At 67.2% G+C, this 18059-nt stretch carries 12 protein-coding genes; 2 read left to right on the forward strand and 10 right to left on the reverse strand.

Annotated features, from left to right (window positions below):
• Nucleotides 1-150: 150 nt before the first annotated feature.
• The 10 genes from COC42_RS12735 to COC42_RS12780 form a co-directional block, all read right to left on the reverse strand.
• The gene (locus COC42_RS12735) at nucleotides 151-1737 is read right to left on the reverse strand and encodes an alpha-N-arabinofuranosidase (RefSeq protein ID WP_096343683.1); all 1587 of its coding nucleotides are present in this window, start codon (nucleotides 1735-1737) and stop codon (nucleotides 151-153) included.
• A gap of 85 nt (nucleotides 1738-1822) precedes the next feature.
• Nucleotides 1823-3619 (reverse strand): IlvD/Edd family dehydratase, encoded by a 1797-nt coding sequence (locus COC42_RS12740; RefSeq protein ID WP_096343684.1) that lies wholly within the window; start codon nucleotides 3617-3619, stop codon nucleotides 1823-1825.
• A 10-nt stretch (nucleotides 3620-3629) separates the two neighbouring features.
• Nucleotides 3630-4760: an aldose epimerase family protein gene (locus COC42_RS12745; protein ID WP_096343685.1), complete on the reverse strand. Its 1131-nt coding sequence runs from the start codon at nucleotides 4758-4760 to the stop codon at nucleotides 3630-3632.
• Between the two features lie 80 nt (nucleotides 4761-4840).
• The gene (locus COC42_RS12750) at nucleotides 4841-6472 is read right to left on the reverse strand and encodes a glycoside hydrolase family 43 protein (RefSeq protein WP_096343686.1); all 1632 of its coding nucleotides are present in this window, start codon (nucleotides 6470-6472) and stop codon (nucleotides 4841-4843) included.
• A 56-nt stretch (nucleotides 6473-6528) separates the two neighbouring features.
• Nucleotides 6529-7839, reverse strand: a complete 1311-nt coding sequence (gene xylA, locus COC42_RS12755; protein WP_096343687.1) for a xylose isomerase — start codon at nucleotides 7837-7839, stop codon at nucleotides 6529-6531.
• Nucleotides 7840-7842: 3 nt separating this feature from the next.
• Nucleotides 7843-9288 (reverse strand): xylulokinase, encoded by a 1446-nt coding sequence (gene xylB / locus COC42_RS12760; protein WP_096343688.1) that lies wholly within the window; start codon nucleotides 9286-9288, stop codon nucleotides 7843-7845.
• Between the two features lie 8 nt (nucleotides 9289-9296).
• Nucleotides 9297-10442: a glycoside hydrolase family 43 protein gene (locus COC42_RS12765; protein ID WP_096344191.1), complete on the reverse strand. Its 1146-nt coding sequence runs from the start codon at nucleotides 10440-10442 to the stop codon at nucleotides 9297-9299.
• A gap of 92 nt (nucleotides 10443-10534) precedes the next feature.
• Nucleotides 10535-11545, reverse strand: coding sequence for a glycoside hydrolase family 43 protein (locus tag COC42_RS12770; RefSeq protein WP_096343689.1), 1011 nt, complete (start codon nucleotides 11543-11545; stop codon nucleotides 10535-10537).
• A 54-nt stretch (nucleotides 11546-11599) separates the two neighbouring features.
• Nucleotides 11600-12601 (reverse strand): cupin-like domain-containing protein, encoded by a 1002-nt coding sequence (locus COC42_RS12775; protein WP_096343690.1) that lies wholly within the window; start codon nucleotides 12599-12601, stop codon nucleotides 11600-11602.
• Nucleotides 12598-13284 carry a SapC family protein gene (locus COC42_RS12780; protein ID WP_096343691.1) on the reverse strand — a complete coding sequence of 229 codons (687 nt, stop codon included), beginning with the start codon at nucleotides 13282-13284 and terminating at the stop codon, nucleotides 12598-12600. Before COC42_RS12780 ends, COC42_RS12775 begins: the two co-directional genes overlap by 4 nt.
• Before the next feature lie 186 nt (nucleotides 13285-13470).
• On the opposite strand from COC42_RS12780, the gene COC42_RS12785 reads away from it, so the two are divergent.
• Together COC42_RS12785 and COC42_RS12790 are read left to right on the forward strand one after the other, a co-directional pair.
• On the forward strand, nucleotides 13471-16428 hold the full coding sequence (locus COC42_RS12785) for a TonB-dependent receptor (protein WP_096343692.1): 2958 nt from the start codon (nucleotides 13471-13473) through the stop codon (nucleotides 16426-16428).
• 62 nt (nucleotides 16429-16490) lie between these two features.
• Nucleotides 16491-18038, forward strand: a complete 1548-nt coding sequence (locus tag COC42_RS12790) for a tryptophan halogenase family protein (protein ID WP_096343693.1) — start codon at nucleotides 16491-16493, stop codon at nucleotides 18036-18038.
• Nucleotides 18039-18059 lie beyond the last annotated feature (21 nt).

Consider the following 18059-nt stretch of genomic DNA (forward strand, 5'->3'; position numbering starts at 1 on the left):
GGCGGGGGTCGCTGGCGCCCGTGTAAGGCGATCCCTGTCTTCGCTGGGATGACATTCGATCACGCAGCCATGCTCGCGCGAAGGCGGGAGCCCGGAGCCACGAGCGATGCGCCCCGGACCCAAGGCTCCCGCCTGCGCGAAAGCACCGGCTTATTCGAGCGCCAGCATCGTCACCGACGCCGGGGGCAGCGTCACCGAGACCACCCCGCCGGCGACGCTTGCCGCGATCGGTTTGGGCTTCACCACATCTGGCGCGGCGAAGCTGTTGACGCTGTTGATCGCTGGTCCCGTCAGCACCTCGCCCGACGCGCGCGTGGCGGCGCTGCCCGCGACCTTCGCCTCGATGGTCGCCGTGCGCGTGGGGTCGAGATTGACGAGCGACAGATAGAGCTTCCCGTCCGTGGCTTTCGCCGCCACCGCATCGACGCGCGGCATGGCGAGGTCGCCGTAGCGATAGACGCCCGCGCCCACGTCGACGGGCACGAAGGTCGCGTCCTGAAACGGCAGGTAAAGCTTGTGGACGTAATAGGTGGGCGTCAGCACCATCTTTGGCCCGTCGGTGAGGATCATCGACTGGAGCACGTTGACCATCTGCGCGATGTTGGCGACGCGCACGCGGTCGGCGTGGCGGGCGAAGATGTTGAAGTTCAAGGCGGCGATGACCGCGTCGCGCACGCTGTTCTGCTGCTGGAGGAAGCCGGGATTGGTCCCCGGCAGCGGCGCGGCCCAGAACCCCCATTCATCGACGACGAGCGCGACCTCCTTTTTGGGGTCGTACTTGTCCATCACTTCCGAGTGCTTGGCGATCAGCCCGTCCATGCCGAGCGTCTCCTTGACCAAGGTGGCATATTCCTTTTCACCGAAATCGGTCGAGGAATAGCTGACCGGCCAGCCGCCCGTCGTATAGTTGTGCAGCGACAGCCCCTCGATGTTCCAGGCCCAGTCGTGGGTCTTCCACGCCTTCATCACCGCTTCGGTATAGGCGGTGTCGCCGGTACCGGGGCCGACGGCGATGCGGCGCATCGCGCCGGGCATCTTCTCGCGCTGGTCGGGATGATAGTTGCGGATGAAGCGGGCGTAGAGCTTCATCTGGTCGGTGTAGAAGTCGGGCGTCATCGCGCCGCCGCACGACCAGCTTTCGTTGCCGATCCCGAGGAACTTGACCTTCCAAGGTGCGCGGCGGCCATTCGCGGCGCGCTCGGCCCCTGCGGACGTCGTCGCCGCGTCGCCGGTCATGTACTCGACCCAGTCGACCGCCTCCTTGACGGTGCCCGAACCGATATTGACAGAGACATAGGCCTCGGCCCCCACCTGCTCGGCAAAGTCCATGAACTCGTGCGTGCCGAAGGCGTTGGGTTCGGGCGCGTTGCCCCAGGCGGCGTTGACCTTGCGCGTGCGCTTCGCCTGCGGGCCGATGCCGTCGCGCCAGTGATATTCGTCGGCATAGCAGCCGCCCGGCCAGCGGATATTGGGGACGCGGATCGCCTTCAATGCCGCGACCACGTCGCTGCGGATGCCGCGGACGTTGGGGATCTTCGAATCGCGGCCGACCCAGACCCCGCCATAGATGCCAGTGCCCAGATGCTCGGCGAACTGGCCGAAGATGTCGCGCTCGATCCTCGCGCCGGGGCGTTCGGCCTGCACCGTAACGGGGACCGCCGCCTCCTGCGCCGTCAGCGGCCACGCACACAACATCGCGCAGGCGGCGAGGCCCGCACGCAACATCGCCTTGGTCATCAGCACTCTCCTGTGGCGATCCGCTCATCGCGAACCGGCGCGGCGCGCGTCCCAACCCCCGCCGGGACGCGCACCGCGGCGAAGATCAATGACTGTCGCGCGGCAGTCCCATGGTCTGGGCGATCCGCTGGAACTGTTCCGCGCCTTCAAGGATCGCGCCGGTGGATAGCTGGCCGACGCGCTCGCGCTGGATCGCCTGCCACGGCGTCTGCGACGCCGGATACTTATAGCCGCCCTCGGCCTCGAGCGTGCGGCGGCGCTCTGCCAGTTCCTCGTCGGAGATGAGGATGTCGGCGGTAAACTTGCGAAGGTCGATGCGCACCCGGTCGCCGGTGCGAAGGAGCGCAAGGCCGCCCATCGCCGCCGCCTCGGGGCTGGCGTTGAGGATCGACGGGCTGCCGCTCGTCCCCGACTGACGTCCGTCCCCGATGCAAGGCAGGCTGTGGATGCCGTCGGCGATCAGATAGGCGGGCGGGCGCATGTTCACGACCTCCGCGGCGCCCGGATAGCCGATCGGGCCGGCGCCGCGCATGATCAGCAGCGTCTCGGGCGTGATGCCGAGCGCGGGGTCGTCGATCATGTGATGGTACTGCTCGGGGCCGTCGAACACCACCACCGGCCCCTCGAACGCATCGGGATCATTGGGGTTGGACAGGTAGCGCTGGCGGAACTCGTCGGAGATGACGCTGAGCTTCATCACCGCAGCGTCGAACAGGTTGCCGCGCAACACCGCGAAGCCCGCCTTTTCGAGCATCGGCGCGTCGAAGCGGCGGATGACCTTCTCGTCCTCGATCACGGCGTCACGGCAATTGTCGCCGATCGACTTGCCGTTGGCGGTCAATGCGTCCTCATGGATCAGGCCCTGAACCATCAGCTGGGCGACCACCGCGGGCACGCCGCCGGCATGGTAATAGTCCTCACCGAGATACTCGCCAGCGGGCTGGAGGTTGACGAGGAGCGGCAGGTCGAGGCCGTAGGACTGCCAGTCCTCGATCGGCAGGTCGACGCCGATATGGCGCGCGATCGCGGCCAAGTGGATCGGCGCGTTGGTCGAGCCGCCGATCGCGGTGTTGACGCGGATCGCGTTGATGAAGGCTTCCTTGGTCAGGATGTCGGAGGGCTTGAGGTCCTCATGCACCATCTCGACGATGCGGCGGCCGGTGCGCCAGGCGCATTCCTGACGGTCGCGATAGGGCGCGGGGATCGCCGCCGAGCCGGGCAGCGACATGCCCAGCGCCTCGGTCAGCGAATTCATCGTCGTCGCCGTGCCCATGGTGTTGCAATAGCCGGTCGAGGGGGCCGACGATGCGACGAGCTTGATGAACTGCTCGTCGTCGATCTCGCCCGCGGCGAGGAGCTGGCGGGCTTTCCAGACGATCGTGCCCGAACCCGTGCGCTCGCCCTTGAACCAGCCGTTGAGCATCGGGCCGACCGACAGGGCGATTGCCGGGATGTTGACCGTCGCCGCCGCCATCAGCGCGGCGGGCGTCGTCTTGTCGCAGCCGATCGTCAGGACGACGCCGTCCATCGGATAGCCGTAGATCGCCTCGACCATGCCGAGATAGGCGAGGTTGCGGTCGAGGCCGGGCGTGGGCCGCTTGCCCGTTTCCTGGATTGGGTGGACGGGGAACTCGAGCGGGATGCCGCCCATTTCGATGATCCCGGCGCGCACCCGCTCCGCCAGCACCAGGTGGTGGCGGTTACAGGGCGACAGGTCGCTGCCCGTCTGCGCGATGCCGATGATCGGCTTGCCCGACCGCAATTCCTCCAGGCTCAGCCCGTAGTTGAGGTAGCGCTCCAGATAGAGCGCGGTCATGTCGACATTCTCGGGATTGTCGAACCAGGCGCGCGAGCGCAGCTTGGGCTTGTTGGGATCGGTCATGGCGCTGCGGTCACTTTCGGGTGGTCAGGCGATAGATCATCACGTGGCGATAGGGCTTGCCCGGATCGACGCGCGGCGAGGCGAAATCGGGCTTGTTCGGTGCGTCGGGAAACTTCTGCGGCTCGAGCGCGATGCCGTCGCCCTGGCGATAGGCATGGCCCGACTTGCCCGAAACCGACCCGTCGAGGAAGTTGCCGGTATAGAACTGGACGCCCGGCTCTGTCGTCAGCACTTCCAGCACGCGACCCGATTTCGGGTCCTCCAGCCGCGCGGCGAGCTGCGGCGTCGGCGTCTGCCCCTTGTCGAGCGCGAAGTTGTGATCATAGCCGGTGCCGAGGCGGATCTGCTCGTCGCGGCGGTCGCGCAGCCCCTCTGCGATCAGGCGGGGGCGGGTGAAGTCGAACACGCTGCCCGCAACCGCGCGCCGCTCGCCTGTCGGGATCAGCGTCGCGTCGACCGGGGTGTAGGCCTTGGCCGGGATCGTCAGCACATGGTTCGACGTGCCCGCCGGTGCGCCCTCACCCGCCAGATTGAACAGCGCGTGGTTGGTCATGTTGGCGATGGTCGGCTTGTCGGTCTTGAGGTCGTAGGCGATCGTCAGGTTGCTCGCCTCGTCAAGCGTATAGGTGACGGTCACGTCGGCCTTGCCTGGATAGCCCTGGTCGCCATCGGGGCTGGTGAGCGCGAGGACAAGCTTCGCGGTCGGCCCGCTCGCGACCGAGACGATGCGCCAGTTGCGCTTGTCGAACCCCTGTGTGCCGCCGTGGAGCGAATTTGTCTTGTCGTTGAGCGTCAGCTGGTACTCGCGGCCGTCGAGGCTGAACTTGCCGCCCTTGATGCGGTTGGCGTAGCGGCCGACGGTCACGCCGAAATAATTGGGGACCTTCTCATATTCCTCGGCCGTGTCGTAGCCGAGCGTCACGTCGGCGCGCTTGCCCGCACGGTCGGGACCGATCAGCGCCTGCAGCGTCGCGCCATAGGTGATGATCCGCGCCTCGACCCCGCGCTTGTTCTTGAGCGACACGATCTCGACCGCGCTGCCGTCGGCGAGCTTCCCAAAGGGCTTGCGCTCGGCATCGGCAGCGATCGCGGGCATCGCGGCGGTGGCAAGAAGGAGCGCTGCTCCCAGGCGGATCATCATACTCGGTTCCCTCCCGCGTGCCACATGGCATGGCTTTGCCTTATAAGTCCGACAATAGAACGGACAAGCGCTTCCCGCAATCAGCCCGTGTACGCAAATGGGCCGACGACCGTGCCGACAAATCCGCCGGCGCGATTGGTGCTGAGGAAGCGCGCGTCCAGGTCGTCCTTCAGCGTCCGCTTTGTCCCGCCTGCGGCATAATCGAACGCCATCGCGCCGCCGTTCGCGCGGATCGTCAACGTGACAGGCGTGCGCGGATCGACAGGCGCCGAGGCGACCAGCACCTCCTCGCCCTTGTCGCGAGTGTAGAGCGCGATCACCGGCTTGCCGGCGAGGCGAGTCAGCCCGAAGAACAGGTTCGACTGGTCGCTCTGCATCGCGGCAAGCCCAGCGCGATCACCGTCCTTTGCGGGCACGAAGCTGACGGTCGTGGTCGCAGCGGCGATGTGATGCTGTTGACGGCGGCCGAGGAAGGCGGGGACCCCCTTTTGGTCGCCGAGCGCGGCACCGCCCTTGAGGACGAGGTCGCCCTTGTCGAGCCGCCAGAAGTTCGACTTGGGCGTGCGCACGCCGATCCACTGCATCCCGAGCTTCGGCCCGGCGAAATCGTCGACATAGGCGAAGTCGCCGCTGGTCGGCAGTTTGGGCGCCGGACCGGCGGGCAGGCGGGGCTTGGCCGCGACGTGCGGGATCGGCTTGCCGGGATCGAGGATGACGGGCCAGCCGTCCTTCCACGTGACCGGCAGCAGGAACGTCTCGCGCCCGATATTGTAGAAGTCGCCCTCATAGGGCCGTGTTGCGAGGAAGGTCGCCCACCAGTCGCCGCTGGCGGTCTGGACAAGCTTTGCGTGGCCTGCCGAGGTGATGGGGTTCGGCCGCGCGGGGTTGAGGTCGCGCTGCGTCAGGATCGGGTTGCGTTCCCATGGCACGAACGGGCCGGTCAGCGACCTTGAGCGGAGGACGACCTGCGAATGGTTGACGCTGGTCCCGCCCTCCGCAGCGGTCATGTAATACCAGCCGTCCTTCTTGAAGATGTGCGGGCCCTCGATCCACACCGGCTTCTTAGACAGGTCGACGCCGCCGTTGACGAGCTGGGTCGAGGGGCCGACCATTTTGCCCGCGCGCCAGTCGAACTCCTGGATCCAGATCGCGCGGTGCCCGTCGTAGCGCGGCGGCTCATTGGGCGCGCGGTTGTTGACGATCCACGCCCGATCGCCCTCCCAATAGATCGAGGGGTCGATCCCTTCGAACGGCAGCCAGATGGGATCCGACCACGGTCCCGCCGGGTCCTTCGCGGTGATGACGAAATTGCCCTTACAGTCGACGCAGGTGTTGACGATGTAGAAGGTGCCGTCGTGAAACGAGATGTCGGGCGCGAATACGCCGCGCGACACTGCGAGGCCCGAGGTGTCGAGCTGTCCCGGCCGGTCGATCGCATTGCCGATCTGCGTCCAGTTGACGAGGTCGCGCGACTTGAAGATCGGCAGGCCCGGATAGTGGGTGAAGGAGGAGAGGACGAGGTAGTAATCCTCGCCCACCCGCGTGATTGACGGATCGGGATAATAGCCTGAGAGGATCGGGTTGCGATACTCGCCGGTCTTCGGCACCTCGCGTTCGATCGACCGGCCTTCGTAGCGGAAGTCGGCGAAGCGCGCTTCCTGCGCAGCGGCGGGTGCGGCGGCGGCGAGCGCGGTGAGCAACAGGGCGCGCATCGGCGATCCTCTCAAAGGAAAAGGGGCCGCGATGCATGCCGCGGCCCCCATGGGTCTCAGACGAAGCGGTTGACGAGGTTCTCGAGCCGCTCCTGCTGGCCCGACTTGTGGCTGGGCTTGAGGTCGCGCTCCACCGCCAGGTCGGCGATGCCAGCCAGGTCGAGGTTCGCGATCTCGCCGCCCAGGCCATCGGTCCAGCCGGCGTAACGCTGCGCGCGGATGCCGTCGACGCGGCCGTCCTCGATGATGGCCGCGGCGTTCAGCAGCCCCTTCGCCACGGTGTCGATGCCGCCGATGTGACCGTAGAACAGGTCGACCGGATCGATCGACTGGCGCCGTACCTTGGCATCGAAGTTGAAGCCGCCCGTCGTGAAGCCGCCCGCGCGGATCACCTCGAGCATCGCCAGCGTCAGTTCCTCGACCGAGTTCGGAAACTGGTCGGTGTCCCAGCCATTCTGGTGATCGCCGCGATTGGCGTCGATCGACCCGAAGATGCCGAGTGCCGACGCCATCGCCAGCTCATGCTCAAAGGTGTGGCCCGACAGCGTGGCGTGGTTCGCTTCGATATTGACCGCGACCTCGTTCTCCAGCCCGAAGCGCTTGAGGAAGCCGTACACGGTGGCGGTGTCGAAGTCGTACTGGTGCTTGGTCGGCTCGTGCGGCTTCGGCTCGATCAGGATCGTGCCCTTGAAGCCGATCTTGTGCTTGTGCTCGACGACGAGGCTGAGGAAGCGGCCGAAATTGTCCATCTCGCGCTTGAGGTCGGTGTTGAGCAGCGTCTCATAGCCCTCGCGGCCGCCCCACAGGACGTAGTTCTCGCCGCCCAGGCGGTGCGTCGCTTCCAGCACGTCGCGCACCTGCATCGCGGCGAAGGCATAGACTTCGGGATCGGGGCTGGTCGCGGCGCCAGCGGCGAAGCGCGGGTGGCTGAACAGGTTGGCGGTGCCCCACAGGAGCTTGCGCCCGCTCGACGCCTGAAGCTGCTCGAGATGATCGACCGCTTCGGCGAGATTGCGGCGGTGCGAGGTCACGTCCTGCGCATCGGCCATCACGTCGACGTCGTGGAAGCAGTAATACGGCACGTCCATCTTCGTGAAGAAGTCGAACGCGACCTCCCGCTTGGTCGCCGCCGCCGCGCTGTCATTGGCGCCCGCGTGCCAGGGGCGATTGAAGGTGCCGCCGCCGAACACGTCGCTGCCCGGCCAGCAGAAGGTGTGCCAGAAGCAGATGGCGAAGCGGAGGTGCTCCTCCATCGTCTTGCCGAGCACGACGCGGTTCTTGTCGTAGAAACGGAAGGCGAGCTCGTTGTCGCTGTCCGGCCCTTCATATTTGATCTGGGGAATGTCGGCGAAGAAATCGGTGGCCATTCGTCAGCTCCTGGGCGTGATGCGGGGATAGGCGGCGCGGAAGGCCGCGAGCTTGGGGGCGAGCCGTTCGACCAGCTCGGGATCGGGCGCAATGGTGTGGCTGGTCGGCAGCTTGGTGCAGACTTGCGCCGGATTGCCGCCGTCGACGGCGAGCTGCGCGAGCCGTGCGGCGCCGAGCGCCGGCCCGACCTCGCCGCCCGCCGCATAGACCAGCTCGACGTTGAGCGCGGCGGCGAGCGTCTGGCCCCAGTAGCGCGAGCGTGCACCGCCACCGATCACCGAAAGGCGGGTGAGGTCGGTACCCGCCTCGCGCAGCACCTCGACCCCGTCGGCGAGCGCGAAGGCGACGCCCTCCAGCACGGCCTGTGCCAGCCGCTCGGGCGTGGTGTCGTGGTCGAGGGCGAGGAAACCGCCGCGGACCTCCGCATCATTGTGCGGCGTCCGCTCGCCCGACAGATAAGGGAGGAAGATCTCGGGACCGCAGGCGGGGCCGACGCTCTCGGCGCGGGCGAACAGCTCGGCCGCGCCGGACGTACCGGTGAGGCGCGCGACCCAATCGATACAGGCGGCGGCCGACAGGTGGACTGCCATCTGGTGCCACATGTCGGGCAGGCAGTGGCAGAAGGCGTGCACCGCGCGCGCCGGGTTGGGGCGGAAGTCCTTCGTCGCGACGAAGATGACGCCCGAAGTGCCAAGCGAGAGGAGGGCGTCGCCATCCTCGACCACGCCAACGCCCGCGGCGCCCGCGGCATTGTCGCCGCCGCCGCCGGCCACGGGGACGCGCTCCATGCCCCAGGCTTCGGCGACCTCGGCGCGGAGCGTGCCGGAGACCGCCGACCCTTCGACGAGCCGCGGCATGTGCTCGCGTGTCAGGCCGGTGGCGGCGAGGATCGCGTCGGACCAGTCGCGCGCCGCGACGTCGAGCCAGAGCGTGCCGGCCGAATCGGACATGTCCGAAACCTTCTCGCCGGTCATGCGCAGCCGCACTTCGTCCTTGGGGAGGAGCACGGTGCGGACGGCGGCGAAGATGTCGGGCTCGTGATCGCGGACCCACAGGAGCTTGGGCGCGGTGAAGCCCGGCATGGCGAGGTTGCCGGCGACGGCGTGAAGGTCGGGCACCGCCGCCTCCAGCGCCTTGCACTCGGCTTCGCTGCGGCCGTCGTTCCAGAGGATCGCGGGGCGGAGCGGGCGGTCGCCCTCGCCCAGGAGCGCCGCGCCGTGCATCTGGCCGGCGATGCCGATGCCGCGGACGGCGCGGCGCACCGCCGGGTCGATCGCGCGCACGGCCGCCTGCGTCGCGTCCCACCAGGCATCGGGATGCTGTTCGGACCACAGGGGATGCGGCCGCTGGACGGTCAGCGCCGCGACGCCCGTCGCCACGACGCCGCCGCGCTCGTCGAGCGCGACGGCCTTGACTCCCGAGGTGCCGATATCGATGCCGAGGAACATGCGCGTCCTTACTTCACGAACGGATCGATGGTCTGGATCGACCCGTCGGGATTGTACTTCAGTTCGGTCATCTTGACGTTGCGCAGGCGCGTCTGCCCCGAAAGCTGGACGTCATGGTAGAAGAGCCACGACTTGCCCTTCCAGTCGACGATCGAATGGTGGCTGGTCCAGCCGTTGACGGGTTCGAGGATGCGGCCGCGATAGGTGAAGGGGCCGTAGGGCGACTTGCCCGTCGCATAGACGAGATAGTGCGTGTCGCCGGTCGAGTAGCTGAGGTAATAGGTGTCGCCGCGCTTGTGCATCCACGCCGCCTCGAAGAAGCGGCGGTTGGTGTCGCCGCCGAGCAGCGGCTTGCCTGCCTCGTCGAGGATCTGGATGTCGCGCGGCTTCTCGGCGAATTCCATCATGTCGCCAGACAGCTTGGCGATCTTGGGGCTGAGCGCGGGCTCGTTGGGCTTTTCAAGGTCGGTCTTCGACCCGTTGGGATCGTAGGTACCGGTCGTGTTGCGCTGAAGCTGGCCGCCCCAGATGCCGCCGAAAATGATATAGTGCTCGCCGCCGTCGGCGAAGACGCTGGGATCGATCGAGAAGCTGCCCTTTATCGGCTGCGGCGCGGCCTTGAACGGGCCGACCGGCGATTGCGAGGTGGCCACGCCGATGCGGAACGCGCCCTGCTTATCCTTGGCAGGGAAATAGAGGTAATAGGTGCCGTTCTTGAACGCGGCATCGGGGGCCCACATCTGCTTGTCGGCCCAGGGCACGTCCTTCACGTCGAGCGCGACGGGATGGACGATCGTCTTGCCGCCCGGCTCGGCGAGTTCGAGGATGCGATAGTCGCGCATCTCGAAATGGCCGCCCAGATCGTCTTCCTGCGCGTCGCCGTCGATGTCGTGGCTGCCATAGACGTAGAGCTTGCCGTCGCCCCAGACATGGGCAGACGGATCGGCAGTGTAGATTTCGGTCGTCAGCGGCTGCGACAGATATTTGCGCCCGTCAGGGCCGACCGCATCGGCGCTGGCGTTGGTCAACGGCACTTCGCCCGCGCTTGCGTTTTCCGCGGCGGCGGTGTCGTTGCCCGCCTGCGTCTCCCCGCCCGAGCAGGCGGCGAGCGACAGCGCCAGGGCGCTGGCGGCAAGGCTAAGGGTGGCTCGCATCATTCATCCTCTCCTGACTTGCGGTCGCTGCCGCATCGTGGCTCGGGATAGCGCTAACATCGTCCGCGCGCCAGTGCGTTTCGGCAGCGGCCTCAACGAACCTTCGCGTCGGCCGGCGCGGGGGCGGTCACGCCCTCGACGGTGTGCGGCACCTTCTTCAGCGTCCCGTCGGGATTGTAGCGCAGATACTCCGCCGTCACCGCCCGCCGGCCGATCGCGCCGTTCAGATCGCCGATCGCCAGCGCCGCATTGTGGAGGAAGATGTACCAGTTGCCCTTGAACGCGGCGATGCCCGGATGGATCGTGAAGCTGTACTTGCCCGAATCAGTCAGCTCGCCGCGATAGATCCACGGCCCCTTGATCGACGGCGCGGTGGCATAGGAGACGCGCTCGTCGCGATGCTTTGACCGGTCGAGCGAGGCATAGGTGAGGTAATAGAGGTTGCCGCGCTTGTGCAGCCAGGGGCCTTCCTCGAAATGCGGGGGCGTGATCTCGGTGATCTCGCCGTCGATCTCGATCATGTTTTCCTTCAGCTTGGCGATATAGGCCTGCCGGTTGCCCCAGGCGATGTACGTCGCGCCGTCGTCGTCGGTGAAGACGGTGGGGTCGATGTCCTCCCAGCTGTGCGTGCCCTTGGGCGTCATCTGGTTGGTGACGAGCGCCGATCCCTTGGCGTCCTTGAACGGGCCGGTCGGCGAGTCGGCGACGGCGACGGCGATCGCCTTGCCCGGATGCGTGTCGTCATGCTCGACCGCGGCATAGAACCAGAACTTGCCGTGCTTCTCGATCGTCTGTGCCGCCCAGGCGTCCTTCTTGGCCCATTTGAAGTCCTTGACGTTCATGATCGGCGGATGCGCCGTCCACGTCTTCATGTCCTTGGTCGACCAGACCAGCCATTCCTGCATGTTGAACATCTCGTCGCGCTGGGCGACGTCGTGGCCGGTGTAGAGGTAAAGGGTGTCGCCGACGACGAGCGGCGCGGGGTCGGCGGTGAAGACGTTGCGGAACAGCGGGTTCGAGCCCGGCGCAGTGCCCATCCGGTCCTGGGCCAGAAGCGGCGTGGTCATGCAGGCAAGCGCGACGAGCGCGGCGCGGACGGACATTTCAGGCTCTCCCGGATCGAATAGGATCTCAGTCTAGTCAGACAAAAGCGCGCGTCAACGACGCAGCCATTGCATGACCATCGCACGGATGCGTCCGCGGTTCGCATCAAGCGGGCCGAGGATGCCGTGCCGCTCGGGCGACAGGTGTTCGAGCGGGTGGCGGTCCGGACGGAAGACATAATGGTCGAAAAAGGCGCGCCATGCGGTGCGCTCGGGCAGCGGACGCTCGGCGAGCGTGGTCATCGCCAGCAGCATGGCGGTGAAGGGATCGTCGGGGCCGGCGGGATGGGCGTCCCACCAATAGTTGACGAGGAGGTTGAGGTCGCCCGTCGCCTCGACCTGATGCCACCAGAGCTTGGGGAGATAGAGCGCGTCGCCGGGTTCGAGATCGGCGACCAGCGCCTGCTCGCGCCAAGCCTCGAACCGCGGCCATTGCCGGCCGCCGGGCGCCGATCCGACCGCGAGGCTGACGGGCTGGCCCGCCATCGTATGGTCGATCGGCCCGACATAGAGGTCGCCGATCGCCTCCGGCGGGAACAGCGTGAAGCGCCGCCGCCCGGCGACGCACACCGCCAGATTGTCGAGGCGGTCATGATGGCAAGCAACGGTCGAGGCGGTGCCCAGCCAAAGTCGCGGGCCGACGCCCTCGCGCAGCCAGGGCATTGCATGGGTGGCGGCAAAGGCGGGGTAGCCGATCTCGGCCGGGATCGAGCCTAGGTAGAGGCTGTGCTCGCCGGTCGCGGCGCCGATCGCGGCAATGGCGTCCGGCAGGGGCATCGAGCGGCGCTCGAAATTGAAGCCGTCGAGGTCGGCGGCGTAGAAATAGCGGCCGGCGATCTCGGACGGGCCGACGAAGAGCTCGGCCGGGCCGGGGGCGGCGAGCGGCAGCAGCGCGTCGATCAGCGCCGCCCTTCCGCTCGCCGCAGCCTCGAGGATTGGCCAGTCGGCGACGGCACGGCGCAGCACAAGCGGCCGGCAGGGCGCCACGACCGCGGCCTCGAACGCCGCCCGGTCGGGCAGCGTCGCGGCATCGATCGCGGTGACCGGCTGGCTCATCCGGTCAGTCGCGCGTTGCGGCGCTGCGCGAGCCGGCCGAGCTGGCGCACCGACTGCGCGACGGTATAGGCGGACTGCAGGTGCCCGGCGCGCAGCAGCGCCAGCGCCTCGGCATCGCCCAGCTCCCCGATCGCATCGAGGCTGATCGTGTAGAGTCCGGCGAGATTCAGCCGCTCGCCATCGTCGAACTTGAGCGACACCTCGATCGGCTCGAGCAGTTTGTGGGCCAGCGCCGCGTCGATGAACGCGCGGGTGTCGTCGATCCCCTGCTTCAGCCGGCCGAGCGCCTGTGCCATGCCGGCAAGGGCAGGGGTGGGACCGCCGTCGCTGCCGAACAGCGGCTCGCCGGCAGAGTCGGCGAAGCGGGGATCGTCCCGATCGATCGCCACCTGTTCGCCGACGACATGAAAACCGCGGCGCGACCAGTCGAGCGGCTCGAACACTCCGGTCAGCTCCTCGCGTGCGACAAGCGGCGGCTCCTCTGGCTTGAGGCCGAGGATGGCGCCGGCGTAGAATTCGCCGGTCGTTTCCGCCCGCGTCACGAAGATCGGCGCCAGCGTCGCCGCGCTCGCGAACTCGTCGAGGACGATCTGCACGAAGGGCGGCGGCGCATCGTGGATCGGCCCGAGCCGCAGCCCCGCATGATCGTTCGCGTTGAGCAGTTCAAGGCGCTGCGCGGCCATGTCTTTCCCCTCCCGGCCGACCCGACGGCGGCGTTTCCGGCGATTTAGACCGACAATAGCGATTGTCGCCAGCCCCAAATGGCTATAGGATCGAATCGTCCGGCCCTCATGTCGGGCCCGCAATGTCAGTTCGGCCGGCGAGCCGAAGGCGTTGCAAGATAGAGAAGAGCGACGGGAGAGGACAGCATGAAGGGATTTGGCGACTCGGCGTTTGTTACCGGTATCAGCGGCGGCACCGTCCGTCGGCTGCTCGCCGGCGGCGCCAGCATCGCGGCGATCGCGTGCGCGACACCGCTATGGGCGCAGGATCAGCAGGTTGGCAGCGAGACGACGGCACCGGCCGAGGGCAATGCTGTGCCCGATGCCGACGCCGCAGCCGAGGACATCATTGTTACCGGTATCCGCGGGTCGCTCCAGCGCAACCTCGACATCAAGCGCACCGCCCCCGGCGTCGTCGACGTCATCTCGGCCGAAGATATCGGCAAGTTTCCTGACTCGAACGTCGCCGCCTCGCTCCAGCGCCTGCCGGGTGTGTCGATCAACCGCTCGGGTAACCGCGGCGAGCCGCAGGGCATCACCGTCCGCGGCTTCGGCGGCGACTTCAACGAGACGCTGATCGACGGGCGCCGCTTGTCGACCGCCTCGGGCGGCCGTTCGGTCGATTTCACCACGGTCGGTGCCGACTTCGTCGGCCAGCTCGCCGTCTACAAGACGCCCGACGTGACCGTCTCGTCGAGCTCGATCGGCGCGACCGTCAACATCAGCTACCCCAAGCCCTTCGACAAGATGGGCGAGCGCATCGCGGTGACCGCGGGCGGCTCGCTTCAGGACAAGGCGGGCACCTTCGTCCCCACGGTCGGCGCGCTGTTCAGCAAGACCTTCGCGGGCGACACGTTCGGGATCCTCGGCAGCGCGATCTATACGCGCCGTGATACCGAGACAAACCGCGTCTTCGTTTCGGGCTGGCAGGGCGGTCGCTACGCCCCGTGCCAGCTGGCCGGGTCGACCGCGGCGACCTGTTCGCCGACCGCCGATGCGAGCTCGGCCGCATGGGCGACGCCGACCAATCGCCGCGAGATCATCGGCTGGTACCAGCAGCAGTACGGCGCCGATCAGCGCTATACCAAGGACGAGCGTCTCGACGGGCGTCTCGCCATCCAGTGGCAGCCCAGCGATGCGATCCTGCTGACGATCGACGACAACTATTCGCGTCAGACGGTCAACACCAACATCGCCGGCTTCGGTATGTGGTTCAACCAGGATCAGCTGCGCAACGTCCAGCTCGACGAGAACGGCACGACGGTCGACTTCCGTCAGGCGGGCACGCCCACCGACTTCACCGGCGCGATTGAAAGCTCGCTGCTCGAAACCAACCAGGTCGGCGCCAACCTCAAGCTGCAGGCGACGCCCAGCCTTCGCTTCGAGTTCGACGCCAGCTACTCGCTGTCGAAGCTCAACCCCGATGGCCGGATCAGCAGCGACAATGCCGACGTCGGCTATGGCGGCCTGCTCGGCACGACGCTTGGCGTCGCGGTGACGGGCGACAGCCGCAACAGCTTCCCTGTGCTCAACACCTTCGGTCCGAGCGGCAATCAGGCGCGCTGGACCGACACCTCGGTCATCGGCAGTCACGTGACCGTCCGCACGGCGCAGCAGAACCGCGACGAGGTGGTGCAGTTCCGCGCGAACGTTGCGTGGGAGCGGGACCAGTTCAGCATCAAGGCGGGCGGCATGTACCTGGAGGACGAGTACAGCCTGCAGGGCCGTAACACCTTCATCAACAATCACTGGCAGGCCTATGCCGGCTACGGTGCGCCTTCGGGCCAGGGCGGCGGCGTCCTGATCCCAGCAAACCTGCTGGCCGACCGTATCCCCACCGGCGACTGGATCCCCGGCTTCGAAGGGTCGCTGCCGCCCGAGTTGATCGCGATCAACCCGTTCCTCTATCAGAAGTATCTGGAAGGGCTTGGGAATCCGCAGGTCCAGAACATTCCGGGCTTCAACGCCGGCTGCTGCACGCCGCCGTTCACCGGGACGTTCGACCTCGCGCTTGATCCGGGCCGGCAGAACATCCGCGAAAAGACCTATGCCGCCTATATCCGCGGCGACCTGAAGGGCGAGCTCGGCGGCATGGCGTTCCGCCTGAACGCCGGCCTGCGCTATGAGAAGACCGACATCGCCTCGTCGGGCTTCGGTCGTCTGCCGACCTCGATCGTGACCAGCACGACCGACCCGACGCTGCTCACCGTGATCTTCACGCCCGAGCAGTCGGTGACGACCGAGAGCGGCTACGATTACTTCCTGCCCAGCCTCGATGCGAAGCTCGAGATCACCGACACGCTGCACATCCGCGGCGACGTGTCGCGTACGCTGACGCGGCCGTCGCTCAACGTGCTGACCCCGGTGCTCAACATCGGCGTCGGCCAGCGGCGCGGCGCGCTGACGGCGACGGGCGGCAACCCGGCGCTCCAGCCGTTCCTGTCGTGGAACTACGATGCGGCGGTCGAGTGGTACTATGCCCGCAACTCGTATTTCTCGGTCAACGGCTTCATCAAGGACGTGTCGAACTTCAACGTCGCGGGTGCGCAGTCGCAGACGATTAACGGCGTCATCGACCCGACCACGGGCCAGCCGGCGGTGTTCGTCGTGTCGCAGCGCGTCAACGGGCCGAGTGCGCAGGTGCGCGGCGTCGAAATCGCGTGGCAGCAGGTGTTCGGCGACTCGGGCTTCGGCTTCAACGCCAATGCCACCTTCGTCGAAACCAACCGGCCCTATGACGAGACCGACCTGTCGACCACGGGCTTCGCGGTGACCGGTCTGGCCAATTCGGCCAACTTCGTCGGCTTCTACGACAAGGACGGGTTCCAGATCCGTGCCGCGGTAAACTGGCGCGACAAGTATCTGTCGCAGTTCGGCCAGGCGCAGAACAACTCGGCGTTCGGCGCGGAACCGACCTTCGTCAACGAGGCGATCCAGGTCGACCTGTCGTCGAGCTGGGACATCACGTCGAACTACAGCGTGTTCGTCGAAGCGCTGAACGTGTTCGACGAGGTGCAGAGCACGCACGGCCGCTACTCGAACCAGCTGCTCGACGTGTTCGCCTATGGCCGCCGCTTCACCGGAGGCGTCCGCTTCCGCTTCTGATCCCCGACTGGGGCCGGGCATCACGGCTTGCCCGGCCCCTTCTTTTTCAAGAGAATGGGGCCATGACCGGGCCGGTACAGAAGATCGTCATCGTTGGCGGCGGCACCGCCGGATGGCTGGCCGCGGGCGTCATTGCCGCGCGGCACAAGACCCGCATCGACGCGGGGCAGTTCAGCGTCACCCTCGTCGAATCGCCCAACGTGCCGATCATCGGCGTGGGTGAGGGGACGTGGCCGACGCTGCGCTCCACCCTCGCCAAGATGGGCGTGAGCGAGACCGATTTTTTCCGCGAGTGCGACGCCGCCTTCAAGCAGGGCGCGCGGTTCCAGCGCTGGACCACGGGCGCGCCCGACGACGCCTATTACCACCCGCTGATGCTGCCGACCAATTTCCAGCATCTGAACCTCGTGCCGCACTGGCTGGCGGCGAACGACGACGAGAGCTTCTGCGATGCCGTCTGCCCGCAGGGGCGCATCTGCGACGACGGCCTCGCGCCCAAGACGATCGCCACGCGCGAATATGACGCGGTCGCTAACTATGCCTATCACCTCGATGCGGGGAAGTTCGCCGATTTCCTGACGCGGCACTGCACGCAGAAGCTGGGCGTGCGCCACATCCTCGCCGACGTGACCCAGGTCTGCCAGGCCGAGGACGGCGACGTCACGCATCTCGTGACCGAGCAGGCGGGGACGATTCCGGGCGATCTGTTCGTCGATTGCACCGGGTTCAAGGCGCTCTTGATCGGCGGTGCGATGGGGGTGCCGTTCAGGCCGCTCAAGGACGTGCTGTTCTGCGATACCGCGATGGCGGTGCAGGTGCCGCATGAGCGGCCCGACAGCCCGATCGCCTCGCACACCCTCTCGACCGCGCAGTCGGCTGGCTGGATCTGGGACATCGGCCTGCCGACGCGGCGCGGGCTCGGCTATGTCTACTCGAGCGCGCATGTCGATGACGAGACCGCCGAGCGGGAATTGCGCGCCTATGCCGGCGCCGCCGCCGATGGCCTGTCGGTGCGCAAGATCCCGATCCGCGCGGGCCACCGCGAGCAGTTCTGGAAGCGCAATGTCGTCGCTGTCGGGCTGGCTGCGGGATTCCTCGAGCCGCTCGAGGCCTCCGCCATCGTGCTCATCGAGCTGTCGGCCAAGCTGATCGCCGAACAGATGCCCGCGCGGCGCGAGGTGATGGACACGATCGCGCGGCGCTTCAACGAGACGACGGCCTATCGCTGGGGCCGGATCGTCGATTTCCTTAAGCTCCACTATGTGCTGACCAAGCGGACCGACACCGACTTCTGGCGCGACAATGTTCGGACCGAGAGCATTCCCGACCGCCTCGCCGACCTCATCGACCTGTGGCGCTGGCAGTCGCCCTGGTTCCACGACGAGTTCGACCGCGCGGAAGAGGTGTTTCCCGCCGCGAGCTATCAGTACGTCCTCTACGGCATGGGCTTCCGCACCGAGGTCGAGCCGGTGACGCTGGGCGACGACGCCCGCCTCGCCGAGCGCGCGCGGCGCGAGAACCGTATGCAGACCGAGAAGCTGCGGGCCGGGCTGCCGCGCCACCGCGACCTGATCGACCGGATCAAGGTGCAGGGGTTGAGCGCGATTTGAGCGTCGCGGGATGGTGGCCCA

Source organism: Sphingomonas spermidinifaciens (assembly GCF_002351485.1).
Lineage (GTDB): Bacteria > Pseudomonadota > Alphaproteobacteria > Sphingomonadales > Sphingomonadaceae > Sphingomonas > Sphingomonas spermidinifaciens.